At 56.3% G+C, this 20,171-nt stretch carries 22 protein-coding genes, 1 pseudogene and 1 riboswitch; of the genes and pseudogenes, 9 read left to right on the top strand and 14 right to left on the bottom strand.

Features of this window, described 5'->3' with window-relative positions; translation table 11 throughout:
* Positions 1–120: 120 nt before the first annotated feature.
* From ACQ4N7_RS14520 to ACQ4N7_RS14545, 6 genes and pseudogenes are all read right to left on the bottom strand, one after another.
* Positions 121–711, bottom strand: a complete 591-nt coding sequence (locus ACQ4N7_RS14520) for an HdeD family acid-resistance protein (protein WP_430712222.1) — start codon at positions 709–711, stop codon at positions 121–123.
* Between the two features lie 200 nt (positions 712–911).
* Positions 912–2,192, bottom strand: a complete 1,281-nt coding sequence (locus ACQ4N7_RS14525) for a M14 family metallopeptidase (RefSeq protein WP_430712223.1) — start codon at positions 2,190–2,192, stop codon at positions 912–914.
* A 28-nt stretch (positions 2,193–2,220) separates the two neighbouring features.
* Positions 2,221–3,027 (bottom strand): cyanophycinase, encoded by an 807-nt coding sequence (locus tag ACQ4N7_RS14530; RefSeq protein ID WP_430712224.1) that lies wholly within the window; start codon positions 3,025–3,027, stop codon positions 2,221–2,223.
* 162 nt (positions 3,028–3,189) lie between these two features.
* A pseudogene (locus tag ACQ4N7_RS14535) lies at positions 3,190–3,312 on the bottom strand (arginine deiminase family protein); the annotation flags it as partial.
* Positions 3,313–3,516: 204 nt separating this feature from the next.
* Positions 3,517–4,011 carry a DUF1269 domain-containing protein gene (locus ACQ4N7_RS14540; protein WP_430712225.1) on the bottom strand — a complete coding sequence of 165 codons (495 nt, stop codon included), beginning with the start codon at positions 4,009–4,011 and terminating at the stop codon, positions 3,517–3,519.
* A gap of 147 nt (positions 4,012–4,158) precedes the next feature.
* The gene (locus ACQ4N7_RS14545; RefSeq protein WP_430712226.1) at positions 4,159–4,548 is read right to left on the bottom strand and encodes a response regulator; all 390 of its coding nucleotides are present in this window, start codon (positions 4,546–4,548) and stop codon (positions 4,159–4,161) included.
* A 432-nt stretch (positions 4,549–4,980) separates the two neighbouring features.
* Here ACQ4N7_RS14545 and ACQ4N7_RS14550 point away from each other — a divergent pair, with 432 nt between their 5' ends.
* Positions 4,981–5,358 (top strand): Lin0512 family protein, encoded by a 378-nt coding sequence (locus tag ACQ4N7_RS14550; protein ID WP_430712227.1) that lies wholly within the window; start codon positions 4,981–4,983, stop codon positions 5,356–5,358.
* A gap of 68 nt (positions 5,359–5,426) precedes the next feature.
* Here ACQ4N7_RS14550 and ACQ4N7_RS14555 read toward each other — a convergent pair whose 3' ends face one another.
* Positions 5,427–6,485: a potassium channel family protein gene (locus ACQ4N7_RS14555; protein ID WP_430712293.1), complete on the bottom strand. Its 1,059-nt coding sequence runs from the start codon at positions 6,483–6,485 to the stop codon at positions 5,427–5,429.
* A gap of 322 nt (positions 6,486–6,807) precedes the next feature.
* Between ACQ4N7_RS14555 and ACQ4N7_RS14560 the strand changes: the two genes are divergently transcribed.
* The 3 genes from ACQ4N7_RS14560 to ACQ4N7_RS14570 all read left to right on the top strand — a co-directional run bounded on the left by ACQ4N7_RS14560 (position 6,808) and on the right by ACQ4N7_RS14570 (position 11,231).
* Complete coding sequence (locus tag ACQ4N7_RS14560; RefSeq protein WP_430712228.1) at positions 6,808–8,892, top strand: M3 family metallopeptidase; 2,085 nt, start codon at positions 6,808–6,810, stop codon at positions 8,890–8,892.
* Between the two features lie 467 nt (positions 8,893–9,359).
* Complete coding sequence (locus tag ACQ4N7_RS14565; protein ID WP_430712229.1) at positions 9,360–10,304, top strand: DUF2382 domain-containing protein; 945 nt, start codon at positions 9,360–9,362, stop codon at positions 10,302–10,304.
* Positions 10,305–10,433: 129 nt separating this feature from the next.
* Complete coding sequence (locus tag ACQ4N7_RS14570) at positions 10,434–11,231, top strand: YsnF/AvaK domain-containing protein (RefSeq protein ID WP_430712230.1); 798 nt, start codon at positions 10,434–10,436, stop codon at positions 11,229–11,231.
* Positions 11,232–11,391: 160 nt separating this feature from the next.
* Here the strand turns inward: ACQ4N7_RS14570 and pth are convergent, their stop codons facing one another.
* The 3 genes from pth to psbH all read right to left on the bottom strand — a co-directional run bounded on the left by pth (position 11,392) and on the right by psbH (position 12,839).
* A complete protein-coding gene (pth, locus tag ACQ4N7_RS14575; RefSeq protein ID WP_430712231.1) occupies positions 11,392–12,009 on the bottom strand; it encodes an aminoacyl-tRNA hydrolase in 618 nt (205 codons plus the stop codon).
* 22 nt (positions 12,010–12,031) lie between these two features.
* Positions 12,032–12,391 (bottom strand): TatA/E family twin arginine-targeting protein translocase, encoded by a 360-nt coding sequence (locus ACQ4N7_RS14580; RefSeq protein WP_430712232.1) that lies wholly within the window; start codon positions 12,389–12,391, stop codon positions 12,032–12,034.
* Between the two features lie 244 nt (positions 12,392–12,635).
* Positions 12,636–12,839 carry a photosystem II reaction center phosphoprotein PsbH gene (gene psbH, locus ACQ4N7_RS14585; RefSeq protein WP_026073000.1) on the bottom strand — a complete coding sequence of 68 codons (204 nt, stop codon included), beginning with the start codon at positions 12,837–12,839 and terminating at the stop codon, positions 12,636–12,638.
* 74 nt (positions 12,840–12,913) lie between these two features.
* Here psbH and psbN point away from each other — a divergent pair, with 74 nt between their 5' ends.
* The 4 genes from psbN to ACQ4N7_RS14605 all read left to right on the top strand — a co-directional run bounded on the left by psbN (position 12,914) and on the right by ACQ4N7_RS14605 (position 14,977).
* The gene (gene psbN / locus ACQ4N7_RS14590; protein WP_040697336.1) at positions 12,914–13,045 is read left to right on the top strand and encodes a photosystem II reaction center protein PsbN; all 132 of its coding nucleotides are present in this window, start codon (positions 12,914–12,916) and stop codon (positions 13,043–13,045) included.
* Positions 13,046–13,284: 239 nt separating this feature from the next.
* On the top strand, positions 13,285–13,575 hold the full coding sequence (rpsP, locus tag ACQ4N7_RS14595) for a 30S ribosomal protein S16 (RefSeq protein ID WP_106920757.1): 291 nt from the start codon (positions 13,285–13,287) through the stop codon (positions 13,573–13,575).
* 32 nt (positions 13,576–13,607) lie between these two features.
* A complete protein-coding gene (locus tag ACQ4N7_RS14600) occupies positions 13,608–13,952 on the top strand; it encodes a KH domain-containing protein (protein ID WP_430712233.1) in 345 nt (114 codons plus the stop codon).
* A gap of 41 nt (positions 13,953–13,993) precedes the next feature.
* Positions 13,994–14,977 carry a PhoH family protein gene (locus ACQ4N7_RS14605; protein WP_430712234.1) on the top strand — a complete coding sequence of 328 codons (984 nt, stop codon included), beginning with the start codon at positions 13,994–13,996 and terminating at the stop codon, positions 14,975–14,977.
* Positions 14,978–15,018: 41 nt separating this feature from the next.
* Here the strand turns inward: ACQ4N7_RS14605 and ACQ4N7_RS14610 are convergent, their stop codons facing one another.
* Both ACQ4N7_RS14610 and ACQ4N7_RS14615 read right to left on the bottom strand, forming a co-directional pair.
* Positions 15,019–15,885 carry a 6-carboxytetrahydropterin synthase gene (locus tag ACQ4N7_RS14610; RefSeq protein WP_430712235.1) on the bottom strand — a complete coding sequence of 289 codons (867 nt, stop codon included), beginning with the start codon at positions 15,883–15,885 and terminating at the stop codon, positions 15,019–15,021.
* Positions 15,886–15,939: 54 nt separating this feature from the next.
* Positions 15,940–16,194 (bottom strand): hypothetical protein, encoded by a 255-nt coding sequence (locus ACQ4N7_RS14615; RefSeq protein WP_430712236.1) that lies wholly within the window; start codon positions 16,192–16,194, stop codon positions 15,940–15,942.
* A riboswitch (Glutamine riboswitch) is annotated at positions 16,155–16,240 on the top strand. Its footprint overlaps the gene before it by 40 nt.
* A gap of 45 nt (positions 16,241–16,285) precedes the next feature.
* Here ACQ4N7_RS14615 and pirA point away from each other — a divergent pair.
* Positions 16,286–16,702 (top strand): arginine synthesis PII-interacting regulator PirA, encoded by a 417-nt coding sequence (pirA, locus tag ACQ4N7_RS14620; protein WP_430712237.1) that lies wholly within the window; start codon positions 16,286–16,288, stop codon positions 16,700–16,702.
* Between the two features lie 352 nt (positions 16,703–17,054).
* On the opposite strand, the gene ybaK is transcribed toward pirA, so the two are convergent.
* Positions 17,055–17,549, bottom strand: coding sequence for a Cys-tRNA(Pro) deacylase (gene ybaK, locus ACQ4N7_RS14625; protein ID WP_430712238.1), 495 nt, complete (start codon positions 17,547–17,549; stop codon positions 17,055–17,057).
* A gap of 288 nt (positions 17,550–17,837) precedes the next feature.
* Positions 17,838–20,009: a glutamine synthetase III gene (locus tag ACQ4N7_RS14630; protein ID WP_430712239.1), complete on the bottom strand. Its 2,172-nt coding sequence runs from the start codon at positions 20,007–20,009 to the stop codon at positions 17,838–17,840.
* Positions 20,010–20,171 lie beyond the last annotated feature (162 nt).

The following is a 20,171-nucleotide window of genomic DNA, read 5'->3' on the forward strand; positions in this document are numbered from 1 at the left end:
TCGATTTAGTAAACCTCGATTCATAATCGGGAAATCCGTAGGGGCGTAGCATGCTACGCCCCTACGCCCCTACAAATCGGGGGTGTTCATTCGCGATTTGGTATCCGGTAGGGTGTGGGATTAGACATCGGTGACTGAGGTATCGGTCATTGGGTTGTCGTTGCCGATTTTGCGGGCGGCCAGGGCGGCGGCCAGCAGGCTAATGCCCGTCAGCAGCAGGCTGATGCCCACGTAGAGACCAATCAGCCAGAGGGCGCTGACGGGCCAGCGGTTGAGCACCATAATGCCCAAAACTAGGGTGACAACCCCGTTGAGCACCACCAGCCACGACATGCTGCGGCCTACCTTTTGGGTGAACCCCATGATGATGGTGTAAATACCTTCAACAATAAATAAAATGCCGAAGGCCAGGGTGAGGGCGAGCAGCGCCGCACCAAGGTTAAACAGAATATAAAGGCCAGAAATGGCGTAGAGAAGACCCACTATTAGGTTGAGCCAAAAGCCCCGCACAGGGTGCGATCGAAAGGACTGAATTACCATCAAAATACCGCTGATCAGGGCAATCCATCCCATCATGGCGGTGAAGAAAGCCGAGGCCACCATCGGCGAAATAATCGCCACAATGCCGAGCACAATCAGCGCAATACTCAGAAAAATGACCCAGTTTGTTGCCTTTTTGATCTCTTCGCTGGAGAGAAGATTGGTTGTCATAATCGTTTCCTCGCGTTCTGTTACTAAAGGGTTGTTTAGGGAGGCCGAAAGTTAGCAAGCGTGACATGAAACGACTGTGAAAATTGTAGGCGGTGGCCAAAGCCCGTGAAATTAATAGATGTAAACCGCGCCTGCGCCATTCAAAACCCATCGCGGTACTTCAAGAATGACAATCGATCGCGAACCGCCCCCCGGCTCGTTTAAATAGACTCTGCCCCCCGACTGTAGAGAATCTGCATCACCCGTGAGCCGGGTTCGCAGACAGCGTCGCGGGCTACCACCGCGACTTCGCCTGTGACGCCAGCCCGGTACTCGGCTACCACATCGCCAAAGGCATTGCGCTGCAGGGCAACGGGCTGCTCGGGGGTGACGCGATCGCGCAGATCCACCAGCAGCTCCAGAAACCCGCCCGTGGTGGCGCGAATGGTTTCCAGGGCGTCGCCGTAGACCGTACCGACGGTGGCGGCGGTGCGACCCAGCGGCCCGCTCACCAGGCCGTAGTGCTTTAGCACATTGAGGCTGCCCTCCACCGCCCCGGCAATTTTGGCCGCATCAAACCGGCGAGGGCCGCCAATTTCCACCGTCAGCGCCGGAATTCCCGCCTCCACTAGGGCCGTTTCGAGGGTGCCTGCCAGGCCGGGGTCGTTTTGAATTTGCTCGACCGGAAACAGCTCGGCCATCTGTCGTACCGTGGGCTGGCGCAGATCGGCAAACATAAACAGGGTGAAGTCGTTACCGGTAGTGACGGTGTGGTAATCAATCACCAGCTCCACGTTGGTGATCAGCAGGCGGTTCCACAGCAGCCCGGCGTGGCGGGTGGCGGCATTGGCCCCGGTCTCATCCCCTGGCCACACCCGGTTCATATCCACCTGGGAGCCGCCGCCCTGGGCCGTCAACCAGTGCGATCGCGTGTATTCCACCGCCGGGCGCGATACCCCCAGCACCGCCACCACGCTGCCCGCCATCGCCTGCGGGTCGAGCTGAGCCATCACCCGCTGCACCGCATCAATGCCGCTCACCTCGTCGCCGTGAATGCCCGCCACCAAACCCACGCAGGGGCCGGGGCGATGGCCCACCGCCACCACCACCGGCACGTACCAGTGCTGGCCCGTACCCATCTCCACACCCTGAAAAAAGAAGCGATGCTTCTGCCCTGGGGGCAGGTCGCCCACCCCCAGGTGGCTGATCACCGGCACCCCCTGCAGAATGTCGCCGGTGTAAACCGTTTTAGCAATATCGGGAATGGCACCTGGGTTGATCAGCGTAGTCATGGTGGTTAGCGGGTGGGTAGACATTAGCGCCAGATTACACCAGTTAAAAAAGGACGCAAAGGTGCAGAATGAGCCTAGCCTCACCCCTACAGAAGCATCGGTGGCCACCAGCCCAAAGCCAGTAACCACCCCCTCAATCAGTTCAATCAGTACCACCCGAGTAACGAGGCATCCTTGGGGGAGGGGGGCGCGGCGATCGCGATTCGTCAAAGGGCTGAACCATAGAGCATCTCCTGTTTTACACGATGGGGGTATGGGTCTTGAGGTTGAAGCGGTAGCCCTGGGGCAAAATGTGCAGCTTTACCCCACACAGGGCAATGGGTTCATCCTTGAGCAGCCCTTCCAGGTTGTTATGGGTGGCGGTGGTTTCATCGACCACGGTGATGGCCCCGGCCCCCACTACCTCAAACTCATCGCCCGTGACAATAATGGCCGTGTTCTCGTCAATCCCTAAGCCAATTACGGCTGGCTGCAGCACCAGCGCCGCCAGCAGTCGCCCCAGCCGCCCCCGCTGAGCAAAATGCTGGTCGACCACAATCCCGGGCAAAAAGCCCATGCCTGGTCCCATCTCCACCGCATCAACGCTGGGGTTCGATACCGAGGACCCACCTACAATCATTTCGTCGGGCATCATGGCGGCCCCGGCGCTGGTACCGCCGATTACGGCTCCTTCGTGGTGGCGTCTGTGAATAACATCGTCCAGGGGGGTGCCTTTGATGCAGTCGACAATCCGCGACTGGTCGCCGCCGGTAAAGAAGATGCCGGTCGCCCCTTCAATTCTTTCCAGGTTGTCGCTGCGTTCAGAGTCTTCGCGGCGCTCGGTGTGAACCACATCGACGCGCTTGGCCCCCAGCCGCTCAAACACGCGAATGTACTCGTCGCCCACTTCGCCAGGCAGGCTGGTGGCTGCCGTCATCACGGCAATCTGTGCTTCCACGCCGCCAGCGGCCCGGACAAATTCTCGCAGGACCAGGCAGTCGCCTTCTTTATCTTCCGCGCCGCCGATGATCACAAGCGAGCCGGGCTGTTGTTGTTCGGTACCCATGGTGGTGACTCCTTAAGGTGTCTGTTGTTACAGAATCTCAGCATCCCAGATCCATGAGCTGGTCGTGCTATATCCACCGGCTGAGACCTGAGGGCAAATGCTGACATGGATGACCTCTGGCACCAGCCCAGAATAGGTAGGCAGAGAAAACCGGCATCTATTCAACCGCATCGCCAGTCCCCAGGAGTTGCGCTCGCTCATGCCCACCAGCACAATGCCTTTGCCGATGGGCATTACGTCGCCGCCCTCGCAGGTAGCGGTGCCGGGATGTGCCGTCGGGCGGCCATTAAATTGTCGAGACGAACGAGTTATTTGATGAGTAAGATGCAGGATTTAGGAGCACTATTCAAAATGACTGAACTATCAAGCGAACCCAGTTGAACTTGGCCTGCAAAAACTCGACTCAGTGCTAATACTTGATAGGAATTCTGCATAGCAATATCCCTATCAAGTATTAGTATGAACCAACTTGGTGAAGCGAAGCTCAATCTATAGCTCAGCGCCAAAGTCTTCACGCAGTTTGGCCTCTTGCTCAGCACTCAGGTTTGACTGAATCAGTTCGCCCACTTCCTCGGGGGCAAAGGCTTCGCTCACCTTATCAACTGTCACTTGGCCGGTGAGCAAAAATAGGGCCGAAGTGCCTTCGGTTACCTTGTCGCGCAGGTTTTTAATAAAGTCGTCGTTGATGCCGTAGTCGGTAAATTTTCCCGACACCGCCCCCGCCGCCGCACCAACCAATAGACCAAACAGCGGTACTAAAAAGATCAGACCAAACAACATACCCCAAAAGGCCCCGCCCAGAGCACCAATGCCAACGGTACTGACAGCCTGATAGGTTTTAGGCTTGCTGCGTCCCTGGGGCCAGGATACGATCGCAGCATCAAGCACTTTAACAATCTCCTGCTTTTGCAGATCGCCTAGCTTAGTCAGAGCGTTTTCAGCCCCATCTACGGTATTAAACTTCCAAACGGTCAGCGTAGACATATTGTTTTCCTGCAGATAGTTTTGTCAATTTATTCAACAGCCCCACAGCTGCCCAAACAGACAGAAAAATCAGTCTTTACCAGGCAGCTATTCGTCGGCACAGGCTACTATCTCAGCCCAAGCCAAACCCGCCTGAGCCGAAACCCGTTAGCTTTCGGCTTCACTGAGTTTGGCCAGGCGCACAACTTGAGAAGATAGCGTCGATGGATTAAAAGGTTTACCAATAGCGCCTGAGAAGCCCATGCCGTGAAACTCTTTTCGTGTGAACCAATCAGCCCTTGAGCTAATCAATAAAATAGGTACTGCCTGACGAATGGAATACTGTTTTAGCTGCTCGATCAAGATCAAGGCATCGTCTTCTGGAGCAGACGCATCCATCAAAATAACGTCTGGTCGGCTCGTTTTGCAGAGCTTGATGGCCTCCTGAATAGAGTTAGACAGTACAACATCCCAGTCGCCCAACTCGCTTAGGCAGGCACCTAAAACAGCTCGAAGACTGGCCTCATATTCAATCAAAAGAATAGAGCGGTTGGGCATTACGACGCCCCTTGAAATTTCTCAGGGGAACGTCCCATTCTGAAGCGAGTTAAGCTTCAAAAACAGGGCTGTTGTGACGACCATGGCAGCTACAGTAAAGCAACACTATAGGAAAGTCATAGGAAGTAAGTGTCTTCAATAACCAGGCTGGCTGAGCGAAGCTATTGTCCTTTGGATAGGCTGCGCCAACGCGAAATGTCTCCCACAGGGAGAAAGCCAAAACTTACTTGATACATCTCCTGGCCCCTTTGGGGTGGCAAAGCCTGCGGCTCCGCGCAGGGAAAGACTACTGTGGGAATAATGTTGGCCTCAGTTTTTGCCGATGTAGAAGTGGCCAAAATCTTGATATGCTTTTAGCTGAGCAGGACCAGATTGAACAATAGTTCACGGGCTAAAGGTTTACCTGCAAATTCTTGCTAGAAAGGACTGACTGTGGCTGATAAGCGACTCATCATCGAAATGGGCATGGGAGTAGACCAGCACGGTCAAGACCCCACCGTGGCGGCAGCGCGAGCGGTGCGAAATGCGATCGCCCACAATGCTCTACCCGGCGTGTGGGAGGTCGCGGGCCTCAGCCACCCCAACGAGATGCTGGTCGAGGTGCAGGTAGCTGTCCCCTTTCCCGACCAGGTGCGACAGGATGAGGTGCTAGCGGTCTTGCCCTTTGGCCAAAAGACTCTGGTGCTGAAGGAGGGCGGTATGGTGGTAGCCGGTCGCGCCATCCCTGAACTCGACGACAAAAACGACGACATGTATGTGGCGATCGCCGCCGTCACCGTTCTCATCCCCGACAAAGTAATTTTGGATTAGCGATTTTGGATTTTGGATTCAGACCCGCCTCCAAAATCGCCAATTCAAAACCTAAAATCCAAATCCCTCTATCGCAGCCTCGCTCCCCGATACCGCATCTCCTTCTTCAGCGCGTTCTGCTGGGCAAAGCTGGGCATATCCCCCTGGTGGCCCATCAAAATCACCGAGTCGCCCAGGGCCAAATAGGTCGCTCGGCTGGGGTGAATCACCACCTCGCCATCGGCCCGCCGCAAGGCCACGGTAATGAAGGTGCCCTGCCCCTTGAGCTCAATGTCGCCAATGGTGCCGCCAATCAGCGGCGAACTGGCTTCGATCACCAGCTCGTTAAGCTGAATATCTAGCTCTGCCAAAAATTCGTTCAGCCCCTGGTGACCGTTGGTTTGCGACAAAAAATCTACCGCTGAGGGGTGCGAGATCAGGTGAGCCATGCGCATGGCGCTGATGCTGGCGGGCAGCACCACGTGGTTGGCCCCGGCCAGCCTTAGCTTTTTCTCGGTAGACGGCATTTCGCCCCGCGCCAGAATCATTAAATTGGGATTCATCTCTCGCGCCGTCAGGGTGATAAACACGTTGGCGGCGTCGTTGGGCAGCACCGTCGCCAGCGACTTGGCCCGGTGAATGCCCACCGCTTCGAGGGCCGTTTCGTCGGTGGCGTTGCCCTGGTAGACGAGGTAGCCCTGCTCCTGGGCCAGCGCCACCCGCTCGGGGTCGCTGTCGAGAATGATGAAGCGATCGCGATCGCGCTTGAGCTTGCGGGCCACCAGCTGACCAATCCGGCCAAAGCCGCAGATAATAACGTGGTCTTCCAGGCGTTCAATATCCTTAGTCATACGTTTAAGGTTGAGGGCACGACGAATTTCCCCTTCCGTAATCATCTGTACAAAGCCCGACACGGTGTAGGCCACCGACAGCGCCCCGGCAATGATGACAAAAATTGTAAACACCTTCAGGGTGGGCGAGGACAGGGGCTGTACCTCGCCATAGCCCACCCCAAAGATGGTGATCACCACCATATAGATGGCATCGAGAAAATTCCAGCCCGCCACCATATAGCCAATCACCGCAGCCAGCACCGTCAGCGAGAAAAAGACGACCCCCGTAATAATCCGCTGAAATGAGCTATTCAGCATCTACACCTCAGACAGCGCCCAGGCCTCGACAGAAATCGGATCAGTTTTCAAATAAAGGCTATGGTAATTGACAGCCTGCCCATCAAAGAGTGCGGCACATAGCAAATTACGATACACTATAAAGTAAACTCATAATGACTTCGACTAAATCCACTACTTACTAAAAATCTGCCGTTCAATCGGCGAGTCTAAGGGCTGGGGGCGATCGCGTTTGCGTTTGCAACGCTCTCTTTCAGAGCCAGCGTCTCCGAAGGAGAACTGCCCTAGTCCGGTCAGTTTTATCGGTTTTTGTCCCTCCACCACGATTGATTCTTCGACTATGACAGCTACCACTCTGCAAAATCCTCTACTCATTGGTGCCGGTCTGCCTCCCTTTGACAGCATTGAAACTGCCCACATCGTGCCCGGCATTACGGCTCTCATCGACGACCTCAGTACAGCTCTAGAGGCTCTAGAAACCAACGTTGTGCCCACCTGGGAGGGGCTGGTCGAGCCCCTCACCCGCATCGAAGAGCGTCTGAGGTGGAGCTGGGGCATTGTTGGCCATTTAATGGGGGTGAAAAATAGCCCCGAGCTGCGCGCCGCCTATGAGGAAGTGCAGCCCACCCTGGTGCAGTTTGCCACCCGCCTGGGCCAGAGCAAGCCCATCTACGAAGCCTTTAAGCAGCTGCGCGCCAGTGACCAGTGGGCCAGCTTTGACCCAGCCCAGCAGCGCATTGTCGAGTCGTCTATTCGCGAAGCTGAGCTGTCCGGGGTCGGCCTGGAGGGGGCAGAAAAAGAGCGCTTTAACGACATTCAGCAGGCCCTGGCCGAGCTCACCACCAAGTTTGGCAACAACGTGCTCGATGCCACCAAGGCCTTTAGCCTCACCCTCACCACTGCCGACGAGATTGACGGTCTGCCGCCCAGTCTGCTGGCCCTGGCCGCCCAGCTGGCCCGCGATGCTGGCGAAGAGGGTGCGACCCCAGCCGCTGGCCCCTGGCGCATTACCCTCGACTACCCCAGCTTTGGGCCGTTTATGCAGCACAGCCGCCGCCGCGACCTGCGCGAGCAGCTCTACCGCGCCTTTGTCACCCGCGCGTCCGCAGGCGACCTCGACAACAGCCCCAACATCGAGAAAATTTTGGAGCTGCGCCATGAGATGGCCAACCTGCTCGGCTACGCCACCTACGCTGAGCTCAGCCTGGCCCGCAAGATGGCTCCTTCTGTCGAGGCGATCGAGAAGCTGATGGGTGAGCTGCGGGTCGCCAGCTACGACACCGCCGTCAAGGAACTGGACGAACTCAAAGCCTTTGCCCAAGCCAAAGGTGCCGCCGAAGCCGACAGCCTCACCCACTGGGATACGGCCTTTTGGGCCGAGCGCATCCGCGAAGAAAAGTACGGCCTCAACGACGAAGAACTGCGGCCCTACTTTCCGCTGCCCCAGGTGCTAGACGGCCTGTTTGCCCTGGCCCACCGCATCTTCGATGTCACCATTGCCCCCGCCGATGGCGAAGCGCCGATCTGGCACCCCGACGTGCGCTACTTTCAGGTGCTCAACGGCAGCGGCGACCCCATCGCTCACTTCTACCTCGACCCCTACAGCCGCCCCGCCGAAAAGCGCGGCGGAGCCTGGATGGATGACTGCATCAACCGGGGCAAAATCAACGGGCAGGTGCGGCTGCCAGTGGCCTACCTGGTGTGCAATCAGGCCCCCCCGGTTGACGGCAAACCCAGCCTGATGACCTTCCGCGATGTCGAAACCCTGTTCCACGAGTTTGGCCACGGCCTCCAGCACATGCTAACCAAAGTGGACTACGTGGGTGCCGCAGGCATTAGCAATGTTGAGTGGGACGCGGTTGAACTGCCCAGCCAGTTTATGGAGAACTGGTGCTACCACCGTGACACCCTGCTCACCCTGGCTCGCCACGTCGATACCGGCGAACTTTTGCCCGAGGATCTGTACCAAAAGATTGTTGCCGCTCGCACCTTTATGACCGGCAGCGCCATTCTGCGGCAGGTTCGCTTTGGCTGGACCGACATTGAGCTTCACCACCGCTACCGTCCGGGCAGCGATGAAACGGTGCGGGAGGTGAGCCAGCGCATTGCCGAACAGTCGTCTATTCTCAAGCCCCTGCCGGAGGATGCTTTTCTGTGTGCCTTCACCCACATTTTTGCCGGGGGCTACGCGGCGGGCTACTACAGCTACTTCTGGGCTGAGGTCTTGAGTGCCGATGCCTTTGCGGCCTTTGAAGAAGCGGGGCTAAATGACGAGGCGGCGATCGCAGAAACCGGGCATCGCTTCCGCGATACCGTGCTGGCCCTGGGCGGCAGCCGTCACCCGATGGAGGTGTTCAAAGCCTTTCGCGGTCGCGAGCCCAGTACCCAGGCGCTGCTGCGCCATCGTGGCCTAGCCGCAGCCTAGCATCGCTCTAAAAACCGGGCTGTTGAGGCGTCAAACCCCAGTTAGGGGGACTTGAACTCAACAGCCCGGTTTTTTATTTGAAATCTCCATGATTGGCCAAGCATGGTGCGTTTGGCGAGAGATTGCGCCCTCAACCTTGCCTAAGGGCCGAAGAGCGCATTTTGGTGCCCCTGCCCAATTGAAATTCATGGTGTTTGTTCAGCTCTCTGTCTATATAAAAAGCGCATAGGCGATCGCTCAGAAATATTAGGTTTGCAGGTCTCTATCTGGCATCTTTACCAATGTGGAGATAGGCCCAATGGTGAACATAGACTAATTACAATATTTACAAATCTTTAGATTTTTGATTGATATAGAAATGACTAAAAAGCTATGCCTATTGAGGTTGCCACTGCCTTTCCATTGGACGATGAGGCACTGAGGCTATCTTCCTATGCTCTATAAAGACGAATTAAAGGAGGCTTCATATGCCTTTACATCGACTTAAAGACTACTACCCCAACTATCGCGAAACTCTGGCCGATGGGCAGATGGGTGATCTCGATTCTTACTCCATTCACACTCAGGGAGACGAGCGAGTAGGTACTGTCAAAGATTTGCTAGTAGATGATTCAGGCCGTTTCCGCTACGTTGTGGTCGATACGGGCCCGTGGATCTTCGGGAAAAATGTTTTGCTGCCCATCGGTTTGGCCAACTTTGACTACAACAAAAAGCGCGTTTATGTAAACGGGCTATCTAAGTCTCAAGTAGAGAATCTGCCTGAGTACGACGATAAGACCGTTGTCGATGAGCGCTACGAAGACCGAGTGCGGGGGCAGTATCAACCGATTGCCCAGGGTCGTTCTAACCGCCAATTTTTAGGTAGTAACTACGCTACCCCTAACGACGCCGATCGCATGAACGCCTTAAACACCGACAAGCAGGCCATGCGTCCTTTGGAAAGCAACGCAGGTGCGCGCACCACTCAGACCAATGCCAATCGTTACGACTACGATCGCGAACCTCATTTTTATGGCCTGAGCGATCAGGACAACCAGGGCCCGCTGCGGTTGTACGAGGAGCGCTTGATTGCTCACCGCGAGCACAACAAAGTTGGTGAAGTGCGGGTTGGCAAGCAAGTCAAAACTGAGACCGCCGAAGTTACCGAACCGATCACCAAAGAGCGAGTTGTGATTGAACGCCACGACGTTACTGGTCAGCCTGCGGTCGGTGCTGATCACGCCTTTGAGAACCAAGAGGTAGCGCGTATGGACGTCTACGAGGATGAAGTCACCGCTGAAAAGCAGGCTTTCGTCCGCGAAGAAGTCAACGTTCGCAAAGAAACCGAGCAGGAAACTGTGCGGCTGCGGGATCAGGTGCGCCGTGAAGAGCTAGACATTGACACTGACGGTAACCCCAGAGTCAAGCGATAGCACTGAAGTGCTGACACCTTAGAAAGATTTGGGCCAGAAAATCTGGCCTGGTCTTTCTGTCTAAACTCAATGGGGCGTTGTCACAGCAATGCCCCATCCTTAAGCTGTTTAATTCTCTCTGTAGCTGCTATGCCTGAACATCAATTGATTAACGGTTCTGTACTCGATCGCTCTGGATCTTTAATCGGAACGGTGACCAGAGTGAATCCCCTCGCAGGAGGTGATTTTTCCCTGATTGTACAGCCGGTCAATGGGGGACAGGCTGGGGCCGAGGTCACCATCGACAATACCCAAATTAAGGGTATCGATGCGGAACGAAAAACGGTCACTCTCGATGTTGATCGTCAGCAGCTTATGGCTAACGCTGGTCAAACTATTCAGCTAGTTGAAGAACGGTTAGTCGTCAATCGCAGGCGGGTTAAGGTCGGCGAAGTCAGCGTGCGCCGTATAATCGAGACAGAAATAATAGAGGTGCCGATTCGGCGAGAAAAGCTAGTCGTTGAAAGAATCGGTGAGGGCGAACCTCTAGTCGAGGTTAAGTTAGGGGAACCCCGCCTGCTGGGAAATGCGATCGCCTCTGATGCTGACTCCGACTTTGGCATAGAGTCTAATACTCACGAACTAACCGCGATCGGCCATTTAAATACTATTCGAGATGCCGTGAACTTTTTGGAAACGGCCAAAACTCTAGATGATCACTGCGAAAAAATTAGAATTTATATCTTTCTCAAGCAAAAGACTGGGCTAAAAGCTACCGTTCACCAGTTTGAAGCATCTGAAACGGCCGTTCAGGTGCTCTTAGGTTTAGAAATGACGTTGTTAAAGCAGTGCAGCAACGTTCGCCTAGAGCTGTTTTTGAAGGATAGTACAATGCTGCAAACCTATCAGAACTGGTTTGCCCAGTACGGCTCGCCTCCGGCACCCTAGGGCAACTTGCTCGGGCTCAATGCCAGCGATCGCCTCAGCCTGGGATCAGCTTGCTGCTGAACTATTGCCATGAGGCCCGATCGCTGGATCATTCTGTTCTAAAGCACTCTACTGGCCTACAACTAGCGGGATCCCTCACAGTTTGAACGGCCTACATCGCTCAAGAATCGCTTAAATCAACAGGATTGTAGAGGCTCATTGCCTTTTCAACCCCGTCAACGATAGCCTTTTCCAGGGCGCGCAGGGCCGTATCGACAACGGCATCCATGGTGGTGCGCTCAGCTTTTGAAAAGTTACCCAACACGTGGGAGATAACGGCTCCGTCGCTGGCGCGATCACTGGCCCCAATCCCAATCCGCAGGCGAGGAAAGTCCTGGGTGCCCAAATGCGCGATCGCCGACTTCATGCCGTTGTGTCCACCCGCCGACCCCGACAGTCGCAGCCGCAGCCGTCCCACCGGCAAATCCATATCGTCATAGACCACCAGCACCTGGGCCGGCGACAGCTTCAGCCAGTCCAGCGCAGCTCGCATCGACTGGCCCGATCGATTCATGTAGGTGAGGGGCTTGAGCAAGTACACCTTGTCACGGCGGGGGCCAAAGCCAGCCCCGTATTCGGCCTGAAACCGCCGCTCCTGCTTGAGCGGGATGGCCCAGGTTTTAGACAGGCGATCGACTACCTCAAAACCAATATTGTGGCGGGTGCCCGCGTACTTGTCCCCCGGATTCCCCAGCCCAACAATCAGGCCGGGGGGCGGGGGAGGTAATGTTTCAGCCATAGCGCAACGGTCCTCAAGCAACTTAGGCAGGATCGGTCTCAGCCGACTCAGCCACCGGGCTGCTGCCGTTGATGTCGCTTACCTCTAGCGGGGGCTCGGCCACGGCGGGCGCAGGCGCAGCGTCAGCAGCAGCGTCTGGAGGGGTTAGCACCTTTTGCGAATCGGGCTCTAGCGTCGCCTTCATGGGCGTAGTGACCGCTTTTTCGATCTGCTGAGCTTCCTTCTTAAACTCCTCTTCAAACTCCTTCGAGGCATCCTGAAAGCCCTTAATGGCTTTACCCAAGCTGCGACCAATCTCGGGCAATTTTTTGGGACCAAACACCAGCAGGGCTAGCACCAAAATCAGCGCCATCTCTGGCAAACCCACACCAAAAACGTTCATAGGCCAACCCCCAGGGGCAATCTGCGTGAACTACTGCTGTTATGCATGAAATGGCAAAAGAGGCTGGGTAGTCAAGGGTCTACGCCAGCCTCAGACAGGTGAATTCTGGATATCTACCAAATCCAAGTCCAGAAATAGAGCTTTGCCGGTAAGACAACTTCAGATCCTGAACTGGACTTGATCTAAACCCAAATTTGATCGCAAAGGTCAGTGCCAAACCGCTGAGGCTCAGCCCTTCAATTCCCTAGAGACCTACGCTGCGCCAGTCAACATCAAAGCTGTCTAGCACGATGGAAGAATTGTAAAGCTGCAAAATAATCAGCAAAAACACGAAGAACAGACCGATGAAAACCGCCATCAGAGGGGTAGTGCCCCAACCGGGAGCAACCTTACCGTACTCAGAATTAAGGGGCTTCAACACGTCTCCTAGCCAAGTCCGTTGTGCCATGGATCCTTCCACAATCAACACTTTATAGTTCGTAATATTATAGGATGGAGTGGTTTCTTATTCTCATAAACTCCATGGAACCTGCAACAGTTCTTATCATTTCCGTCGCGACCGTGCTCGTTGCCGTCACGGGTTACTCAGTTTACATGTCCTTTGGGCCGCCCTCCAAGCAGCTGGCCGACCCCTTCGATGATCACGAAGACTAAAGATAGTCATTAGACCCCCCAAATTCCAGTTCGGCGAATTGGATCCAAGATTTTGGGGTATTCTGCGAGGTGCAGCGCCACGCCCAGGTCGCTGCACCAGAGTTCTAGACTTATTCAGTCAAGCCATTGCTGTCGGGGGTTTCTGATGTTAGGATTAGAAACCTGTGGATTCAGTTTGGCTGTCTCGTCATCATCCATTTGAGAACTCTTTCACCCTTACGATTGTTGCTCTAAACCCTATGATTAAGCTTCGACTCAAGCGTTTCGGTAAAAAGCGGGAAGTCAGCTACCGCATCGTGGTCATCAACAGCGAGGCCCGTCGCGATGGTCGCCCTCTAGAAGAAGTTGGTTTCTACAACCCCCGCACTGACGAAACTCGGCTAGACGTTCCCGCGATCACGCGCCGTCTAGAGCAGGGTGCAGAGCCCACCAAGACCGTGCGGCACATCCTCGAAAAAGCCAACCTGCTGGAGCGGCATAAGGTTGCAGCCAAGGTTGAGCCTAAAGTCGAAGCTAAGGCTGAAGCCTAGATCAGTTACTGTCTTTAGCCCCCACCCCCGACATGGATAGCCCGGATTTCCCAGGTCTGGTTCGGTTTCTGGTAGAGCCTTTTTTAGACTCGCCCGATTCGCTGCGCATTGACTGCGAAGAAAATGCAGCCCAGGCTAAGGTCTGGATCAGAATTGCCTTCAAGGGTGATGAGCGAGGCAAGGTGTTTGGTCGGGGCGGGCGCAATATTCAGGCCATTCGCACCATCGTGCGGGCGACAGCTGCCCTATCGGGATGGTCGGCCTATGTGGATGTCTATGGTGCTTCGGAGGCCGATAGCGGCTCTGACCGTAAGCCTTCCAGAACACCGCAGCGATCGTCCGGTAAGCCAAAGCCCCAGCTGCGGCCAAAACCCTAGAATGGTTACATGCAAGCCTAAAGGTTAGGCAACTGGTTTAGATGTCTTCTCCCCTTCAGATCGAATTGCCCAGCCTGGAGGGTGCCCTTGCTCTGGCTGGCTACCGCGACGAAAACCTCAAACTCCTGGCTAGCCAAACTGGAGCATCTCTAGTGCTGCGCGGTCAGGAGTTGTTTGTTACGGGCACAGACAATGGCGTTGCCCTGGCCCAGCGGTTGGTGCAGGCCCTAGAGCCGCTGTGGAGCCAGGGGCAACCGGTCACCAGTGCCGACATTATGACCGCCCGCCAGGCGCTCGACACCGATCGCATTGACGAACTCCAGGCCATTCACCAGGATGTGGTAGCCCGCACCCGCCGGGGCGAGGTGATTCGGGCCAAAACCTTTCGCCAAAAGCGCTACGTCAAGGCGCTGCGCAACACCGATATGGTGTTCTGCGTTGGCCCAGCGGGCACCGGCAAAACCTTTTTGGCCACCCTGGTGGGGGTACAGGCTCTGCTCAACAATGAGTTTGAGCGGCTCATTCTCACCCGTCCGGCGGTGGAAGCTGGCGAACGGCTGGGCTTTTTGCCCGGCGATTTGCAGCAAAAGGTCAACCCCTACCTGCGCCCCCTCTACGACGCGCTCCACGAGCTGGTTGACCCCGAAAAAATTGCCAACCTGATGGAGCGGGGCATTATTGAGGTGGCGCCGCTGGCCTACATGCGGGGCCGCACCCTCAACAACGCCTTTGTAATCATGGATGAGGCCCAAAATACCACTCCGGGCCAGATGAAAATGGTGCTGACCCGGCTGGGGTTCAAGTCGCGCATGGTGGTCACGGGCGATGTCACCCAAACCGACCTGCCCAGTGATCAAACCTCGGGTCTAGCGATCGCCCAAAAAATTCTCCAAGGGGTCGACGGTATTGCCTTTTGCCAGCTTAACCAGGCGGATGTGGTGCGCCACCCGCTGGTGCAGCGCATTGTCGCCGCCTACGAAAACTACGAAGGCAGCAGTGCCCCCCGCCGAGGCGGAAGACCCTAGCCGATAGATTGAGCGTGGGTTAGGGGCTTCAGGTACTGAGGTTACACAGCGGCTAATTCGGGGGCGGTGGTGGGGATTGTTTGATCGTCTGACACGGGCGCGTAAACTTCGGCGGAGTTGTTAGGGCTTTCGATCAGCTTCACCTTGTGCAGGCTGGCCCCAAGGGCGGCGATCGGGCTGTGCAGCAAATCGCGAATGTGGACGGCAATATTTTCGGCGGTGGGCACTACTTCGGCGAAGTAGGGAATGTCTTTGTTGAGAAAGGTGTGGTCAAAGGGCTCGACGACGTGCTCATCAATGGCGGCCTGCAGGGCGGCCAGGTCTACCAGCATGCCGGTGCGGGGGTCGATTTGGCCCTTGACGGTGACCTCTAAGTGATAGTTGTGGCCGTGGCCGTGGGGGCGAGCGCACTTGCCGTAGATTTCGCAGTTTTCTTCGTAGCTGAGGCGCGGCGAGGCCAGGCGGTGGGCGGCGCTGAAGTGGGTGCTGACGGTGAGAAAAGCTTCCATAGCGTTACCTGAGTAGTCGGACCAGAGTTCGGGGTGTTCAAAAAGCTGAATATTGACGAGGGGCAGGTGAGGGGCGAGGCGATCCCAAATCACCTTAGCCAGGTACTCGGTGGTGGGCAGGGTGCGCTCAAACTCGGGCCAGACCTCGTTGAGGTAGGCAAAGTCGAGCTGGGCGGTGACCTCTTTTTTGATCACGTGCTTGACGTCTGACAGATTGAGCACCATGCCATACTCGTCGAGGTCGCCCTCCATCGATACGTAGAGCACGTAGTTGTGGCCGTGGCCAGGGGCGTTGACGCAGGGCCCAAATCGCTGGCTGTTTTCGGCGGCGCTAAGCTCGCTCAGCCAGTAGCGGTGGCTGGCAGAAAACTGCGCCCGGCGGTTAATGATGCATTTCATAGAAGGGGAAACCCCGTGAGGTGTGCCAACAGTTGTTAAGCAACTGTTACATCTTCAGCATAGTGTAAATTGCTGTTCTTTGAAGGTTGAACAACGGGCGGTAAAGACTGGTGCGGCTACGTAAAGAATTGCAGCCGAGCGATCGCCTGACTTTTGCCCTAAACCCTTGCCCAGCAAGCTCTTTCTGGGGATAGATATTGCCCCAAAATCAAATGCCATGACTTGCTGACATCGAAAATAATCGGTAAAATTGAATACAGAAATACGTTGACGTTCATCTTGTTGGCAGGTGTGGGGTAGTTGCTCCACTGGCCCTAGACGGAAGTAAGGAGACTGACTCCTGAAGGAACGCACCCTGCTTACGCAGTTTGTTAAATCCTTGGTCAACAGGAGACATGACATGAAACTCTGCTATCGCGGCGTGGAATACGACTACAATCCGCCGTCCCTCGAAGTGCGTGAAAGTGAGCTAACTGGGCAATACCGGGGTCGTCCCCTGAAGTTCTCTTACGTCAGCCATTTGCCCGTGACTCAGCATATTGGCAACTATACCTACCGTGGGGTTGCCTACAGCACCAACTGCCATGGGCAAGTACAGCCTCCGGCAGCGACTCCCGAGCGTCAGCCTGTGTTTCAGGCTGGGCGTGTGGTGGCTGGGCGGGGTTTGCAAGCCCGACGGCATCTGCTGCGGGAAGCCGCAGAAGCCCATCGCGTCAATATTCAGCGATCGATTCAGCATCGCATTGAAGTGGCACGGGCCCAGGGCAACGACCAGCTGCTGCAGCAGCTTGAGGATGAGCTGCATCAGCTAGCTTAACTCACTCAATATTTGCGCCATTGATTCAGCTTTGTGCTGTAGCTGGAGCAGTAAGGGGCACCTCATGGGGTGCCCTTTTTTTAGGTGTAGCAGCTAGCGCCTGGAACGGGTGATCTCAGATCGCAGCAGCCGATTTAGTTAGGACAGTTCAGCAGGCGAAAGTCTCTGGTAGGGACATTATGGACTGCCATGCCCCTACGCTAAACCTGTTCTAGCCCAGTGGACGATTGGTATAGCCGTCGCCAGAATGTTAGGACATGACCAATATTCTTGGCGTGATGGCTATAAGCCGTTGCGCCGTCCCAGATTTTAGCCGTGACCGGGGTTGATGTCCTGGGCACAATGGCCGTCGCTACTTTAGGGGCCGATCTTGGGCGATCGCGCCTGTGGTTGCCTGGGTTGCCGCCAGGTAATCCTGCGGGGTCAGCCACAGCATTAGCCCCCGCTTGCCCGCCGATACGGCCACGGTTTCAAAGGCTAAAATCGAGTCATCCACATAGACTGGGTAGGCTTTTTTGGTGCCCAATGCGGTGACGCCGCCGCGAATGTAGCCGGTGAGGGGCTGCACATCTTTGAGCGGTACGGTGTCGGTTTTGCGATCGCCCGCCAGCGCCGCCAGCGCCTTGAGATCGAGCTGGGCGCTGCCGGGGATGACGGCTAGGCACACGCCCGTGCGATCGCCTTTGGCCACCAGGGTCTTGAACACCTGCTCAGGCGGTAGGCCCAGCTTTTCAGCCGTGCTCTCGGCGGCCAGATCGTCGGGGTCAACCTCGTACTCCAGAATGTCGTAGGGCAGCTTGAGGCGATCGAGAATACGGGCGGCGTTGGTTTTAACGGGTTTGCTCACGGGGCAGCGCTAAATATCGGAAATGTCATCGAACGTTTAGTCTTCAATAACCCCCAATTCGACAAGATATCCTGTAGGGGCAAATGGCATTTGCCCTGCCAAACCGAGGTAATTCAGACAAAACTCTGCTTACGCCAATATAAAGCCCTCCGTCATTTCCCAACCAAGAAACGACGGAGGGCTTTGCATCAACTAGATGATTGCTCCCTTGGGAAAACCTGGAATGCTTGAATACAGGGGCGAACCAGGCATTTCAAAGTCCTGGCGGGGGCAAACGGCCGTTTGCCCCTACTTGATAAACAGCATCTCCTGGTAGGTGGGCAGGGGCCAGAGATCGTCGGCCACTTCGCCCTCTAGAGCGTCGGCGTACTCCCGCACCTGGTCCATCAGGGGGCGAATGGTTTGGGCGCAGAACTGCATGTGCTCTTCCACCGACATGAAGTGCTTGGTCATCATGTCGCTCAGCTCGCCCACCGAGGCCATCATCGACTTGGTCAGCTCGGCTACCTTGACCACGCTGTCTTTGCCAAACTCAATGCCGATCTCATCGAGGCTGTCGATGGTTTTGGCCAATTCGCCCATGTGCCGCATGGCAGCGGGATAGATGATGGTTTTGGCCATGCTGATCACCAGCTTGGCCTCGACCTCAATGTGCTGGATGTACTGCTCTGAGTAGGCCTCAAAGCGGCTGCCCAGTTCCACTGGGGTGAGCACCTTCTCTTTGGTAAACAGGTCTTCGATGTACTGTTCGCGCAGCACGGGCAGGGCGTCGGCGGTAGTGCGCAGGTTGAGTAATCCCCGCTCGTTGACGGCCATTTCGTGCCACTCAGCAGAGTAGCCGTTGCCATTAAACACCACGGCCCCGTGGTCGCGCATCACGTCGCGCAGAATGTCGTGAATAGCGACGTTGAGTTCAACGCCAGCCCCCAGCTTGGTCTCTAGCTGGTCAGCCATCCAGTCGAGCGAGTCGGCCAGAATGGTGTTCATCGCCACCAGCGGCCCCGAGACCGACTGGCCCGAGCCCACGGCACGAAACTCGAAGCGGTTGCCGGTAAAGGCAAAGGGAGAGGTGCGGTTGCGATCGCCTGCATCCTTTGGAAACACCGGCAGGGTATCGACCCCGAGATCCATCTCCCCTTTCGCCTGGGATCCGGTGACCTCGCCTGAGGCAATCTGGTCAAACACATCCTGCAGCTGACTGCCCAGGTAGATCGAGATAATCGCCGGAGGAGCCTCGTTGGCCCCCAGCCGGTGGTCGTTGCTGGCGCTGGCAATCACCGCCCGCAGCAGCGGGCCGTACTTGTGTACCCCGCGAATGACCGCGCCGCAGAACACCAGAAACTGGGCGTTGGCGTGGGGCGTATCGCCGGGGTCGAGCAGGTTGCCCTGGGTGGCGTTGCCCACCGACCAGTTGACGTGCTTGCCCGAGCCGTTGATGCCCGCAAAGGGTTTTTCGTGCAGCAGGCAGACAAAACCGTGCTTTTTGGCGGTGGTGCGCAGCACGGTCATGATCAGCTGTTGGTGGTCGCTGGCCACGTTGGCCGCTTCAAAGAAGGGAGCGATTTCAAACTGACCAGGGGCCACCTCGTTGTGGCGGGTCTTGGCTGGAATGCCCAGGCGGTAGAGCTTTTCTTCCACATCCTGCATGAACACCTGCACCCGCTCGGGAATGACGCCAAAGTAGTGGTCGTCAAACTGCTGTCCCTTGGCGGGCGACTTGCCAAACAGGGTGCGGCCCGCCAGCAGCAGGTCGGGGCGCACGCTGGCAAAGCTGGCATCGACCAGAAAATATTCCTGCTCCGCGCCGCAGCTGGAGTTGACCGGGGCCACTTCGCTGTGGCCCAGCAGCTTGAGCACCCGAGTGGCGGCCTTGCTCATGGCCGCGTTGGAGCGCAGCAGCGGCGTTTTTTTATCCAGCGCCTCGCCGGTCCACGACACAAACACCGTGGGAATAAACAGGGTGACGCCGTTTTCGGTTTCCATCACAAAGGCGGGGCTGGTGACATCCCAGGCGGTGTAGCCCCGGGCCTCAAAGGTGGAGCGAATACCGCCGTTGGGAAAGCTCGACCCATCCGGCTCGCCCTGCACCAGCACCTTGCCCGAAAATTCTGAGATTACCGACCCATCGCCCTGTACCGAAATAAAGCCGTCGTGCTTTTCGGCGGTGGCGTTGGTGAGCGGGTAGAACATGTGGGAGTAGTAGAGCGCCCCCTTGGCGATCGCCCAGTCTTTCATCGCGACCGCCACCACATCGGCCACCGACATGTCCAGGGTAGCTCCGGTGGTGATGGTCTTTTGCAGCGATTTGAATACTGACTTGGGCAGGCACTCCTGCATTTTGCTGAGGCTAAACACGTCCTTGGCCCACAGGTCTTCGAGCCGCCCTGGCGTGCTGACCGGCACTTTGGGACGGCAGGCAATGCTGGCAATGGCCTGGGCGCGCAGCTCGTTTCCACTCATAGCAGTCTCCTAATACTTGAATGCAATTATGGCCATGGGACGTAACGTTTTGGTCAACCTGGGCAGGCCCACCTCCTGCCTCAGATCGTGAAAAAGCGAATGGGCGCTAGCTGACATCCATAGGCAAGGCCCGCCTCCGTCACTGAAATAGGATCACTAACG

Source organism: Nodosilinea sp. AN01ver1 (assembly GCF_050565655.1).
GTDB lineage: Bacteria > Cyanobacteriota > Cyanobacteriia > Phormidesmidales > Phormidesmidaceae > Nodosilinea.

What these genes read in the sequence shown, in the direction of transcription:
- ACQ4N7_RS14520 (WP_430712222.1), bottom strand. Translation starts at nt 711, where the DNA reads ATGACAACCAATCTTCTCTCCAGCGAAGAGATCAAAAAGGCAACAAAC.
- ACQ4N7_RS14565 (WP_430712229.1), top strand. Translation starts at nt 9,360, where the DNA reads ATGCCTTTACATCGACTTAAAGACTACTACCCCAACTATCGCGAAACT.
- psbH (WP_026073000.1), bottom strand. Translation starts at nt 12,839, where the DNA reads ATGGCACAACGGACTTGGCTAGGAGACGTGTTGAAGCCCCTTAATTCT.
- ACQ4N7_RS14540 (WP_430712225.1), bottom strand. Translation starts at nt 4,011, where the DNA reads ATGTCTACGCTGACCGTTTGGAAGTTTAATACCGTAGATGGGGCTGAA.
- pth (WP_430712231.1), bottom strand. Translation starts at nt 12,009, where the DNA reads ATGGCTGAAACATTACCTCCCCCGCCCCCCGGCCTGATTGTTGGGCTG.
- ACQ4N7_RS14610 (WP_430712235.1), bottom strand. Translation starts at nt 15,885, where the DNA reads ATGAAATGCATCATTAACCGCCGGGCGCAGTTTTCTGCCAGCCACCGC.
- ACQ4N7_RS14580 (WP_430712232.1), bottom strand. Translation starts at nt 12,391, where the DNA reads ATGAACGTTTTTGGTGTGGGTTTGCCAGAGATGGCGCTGATTTTGGTG.
- psbN (WP_040697336.1), top strand. Translation starts at nt 12,914, where the DNA reads ATGGAACCTGCAACAGTTCTTATCATTTCCGTCGCGACCGTGCTCGTT.
- ACQ4N7_RS14545 (WP_430712226.1), bottom strand. Translation starts at nt 4,548, where the DNA reads ATGCCCAACCGCTCTATTCTTTTGATTGAATATGAGGCCAGTCTTCGA.
- ACQ4N7_RS14560 (WP_430712228.1), top strand. Translation starts at nt 6,808, where the DNA reads ATGACAGCTACCACTCTGCAAAATCCTCTACTCATTGGTGCCGGTCTG.
- ACQ4N7_RS14630 (WP_430712239.1), bottom strand. Translation starts at nt 20,009, where the DNA reads ATGAGTGGAAACGAGCTGCGCGCCCAGGCCATTGCCAGCATTGCCTGC.
- ACQ4N7_RS14600 (WP_430712233.1), top strand. Translation starts at nt 13,608, where the DNA reads ATGGATAGCCCGGATTTCCCAGGTCTGGTTCGGTTTCTGGTAGAGCCT.
- pirA (WP_430712237.1), top strand. Translation starts at nt 16,286, where the DNA reads ATGAAACTCTGCTATCGCGGCGTGGAATACGACTACAATCCGCCGTCC.
- rpsP (WP_106920757.1), top strand. Translation starts at nt 13,285, where the DNA reads ATGATTAAGCTTCGACTCAAGCGTTTCGGTAAAAAGCGGGAAGTCAGC.
- ACQ4N7_RS14530 (WP_430712224.1), bottom strand. Translation starts at nt 3,027, where the DNA reads ATGGGTACCGAACAACAACAGCCCGGCTCGCTTGTGATCATCGGCGGC.
- ACQ4N7_RS14605 (WP_430712234.1), top strand. Translation starts at nt 13,994, where the DNA reads ATGTCTTCTCCCCTTCAGATCGAATTGCCCAGCCTGGAGGGTGCCCTT.
- ACQ4N7_RS14570 (WP_430712230.1), top strand. Translation starts at nt 10,434, where the DNA reads ATGCCTGAACATCAATTGATTAACGGTTCTGTACTCGATCGCTCTGGA.